We start from the raw sequence: 1,286 nt of genomic DNA, 5'->3' as shown, positions 1-1,286 counted from the left end.
GTGCGCCGGTGCCGGGCGGCCAGCCGCCGGGCGCGGTTCCGGCGATCCAGCCGCAGTTCCAGTTCCATCGTCCGCCGCCGCCGAACGCGTCGAACGAGGCGTCGCCGCCGGTCGGCCCGCAAGGCTCCGACACGCTGCAGAACCAGCCGCTCACCGCGCCGGCGCAATAAGCCCGCGCGCGGAAACAGGGCGGCATGCGCCGCCCGCCTTTAGACCTGTCGTGTAGAAAGCCATGAAGATTGCGATTGCCGGCGCATCGGGCCGTATGGGCCGGATGCTGATCGAAGCCGTTCTCAACGATTCCGACGCGCAGCTCGTCGGCGCGCTCGACCGCGCCGATTCGCCGTTCCTCGGCCAGGACGCCGGCGCGTTCCTCGGCAAGGAAACCGGGGTCAGGCTGACCGCCGATCTCGACGCCGTGTTCGCGCAGGCCGACTACCTGATCGACTTCACGCGTCCGGAAGGCACGATGGCCCATATCGAGGCCGCGCTGCGCCACGACGTGAAACTCGTGATCGGCACGACCGGCTTCACCGCCGAGCAGAAGGCCGGGCTGCAGGCCGCGGCGGGCAAGATCGGCATCGTGTTCGCGGCGAACATGAGCGTCGGCGTGAACGTCACGCTGAAGCTGCTCGAATTCGCGGCGAAGCACTTCTCGCACGGCTACGACATCGAGATCATCGAGGCGCATCACCGCCACAAGGTCGACGCGCCGTCGGGCACCGCGCTGATGATGGGCGAAGCGGTCGCCGGCGCGCTCGGGCGCTCGCTCGACGATTGCGCGGTGTACGGCCGCCACGGCGTGACGGGCGAACGCGATCCGTCGTCGATCGGCTTCGCGGCGGTGCGCGGCGGCGACATCGTCGGCGATCACACCGTGCTGTTTGCCGGGATCGGCGAGCGCATCGAGATCACGCACAAGTCGTCGAGCCGCGTGTCGTATGCGCAGGGCGCGCTGCGCGCGGTCCGCTTCCTGTCGGCGCGCGGCGCCGGCCTGTTCGACATGCAGGACGTGCTCGGCCTGCGCTGACCCCACGGGGAAACTCCGATGGCAATACCCACCGGCGTTGTCCACTACCTCGAAAGCGGCGATGCGATCACGCATGCCGTCGCCTATGTGCTGCTGGCGATGTCCGTCGCCAGCTGGTGCTTCCTCCTCATGAAAGCCTGGCTGCTGGTCCGCGCGAAGCGGCAGGGGCCGCGCGCGCTCGCCGCGTTCTGGCGCGCGCCGTCGCTCGACGCGGGCATAACCGCGCTCGCCGGCGCCGATCGCGAGCGCGTGTTCG

1 protein-coding gene and 2 pseudogenes are annotated in these 1,286 nt (G+C 69.9%); all 3 read left to right on the top strand.

All coding sequences use genetic code 11. The features are described 5' to 3' along the window. Positions 1 to 170 (top strand): annotated as a pseudogene (locus DPV74_RS41375) (outer membrane protein assembly factor BamE); the annotation flags it as partial. Between the two features lie 62 nt (positions 171 to 232). After that, entirely contained in the window at positions 233 to 1,030 is a 798-nt protein-coding gene (dapB, locus tag DPV74_RS41370) for a 4-hydroxy-tetrahydrodipicolinate reductase (RefSeq protein ID WP_021159286.1), read from the top strand. Positions 1,031 to 1,048: 18 nt separating this feature from the next. Continuing rightward, positions 1,049 to 1,286, top strand: a pseudogene (locus DPV74_RS41365) (MotA/TolQ/ExbB proton channel family protein); the annotation flags it as partial.

It is taken from the genome of Burkholderia sp. HAN2018 (assembly GCF_024704855.1).
Taxonomy (GTDB): Bacteria; Pseudomonadota; Gammaproteobacteria; order Burkholderiales; family Burkholderiaceae; genus Burkholderia; species Burkholderia cepacia.
The sequence above is the reverse complement of the archived record's forward strand: the minus strand, read 5'-3'. Positions and strand labels throughout refer to the sequence as shown.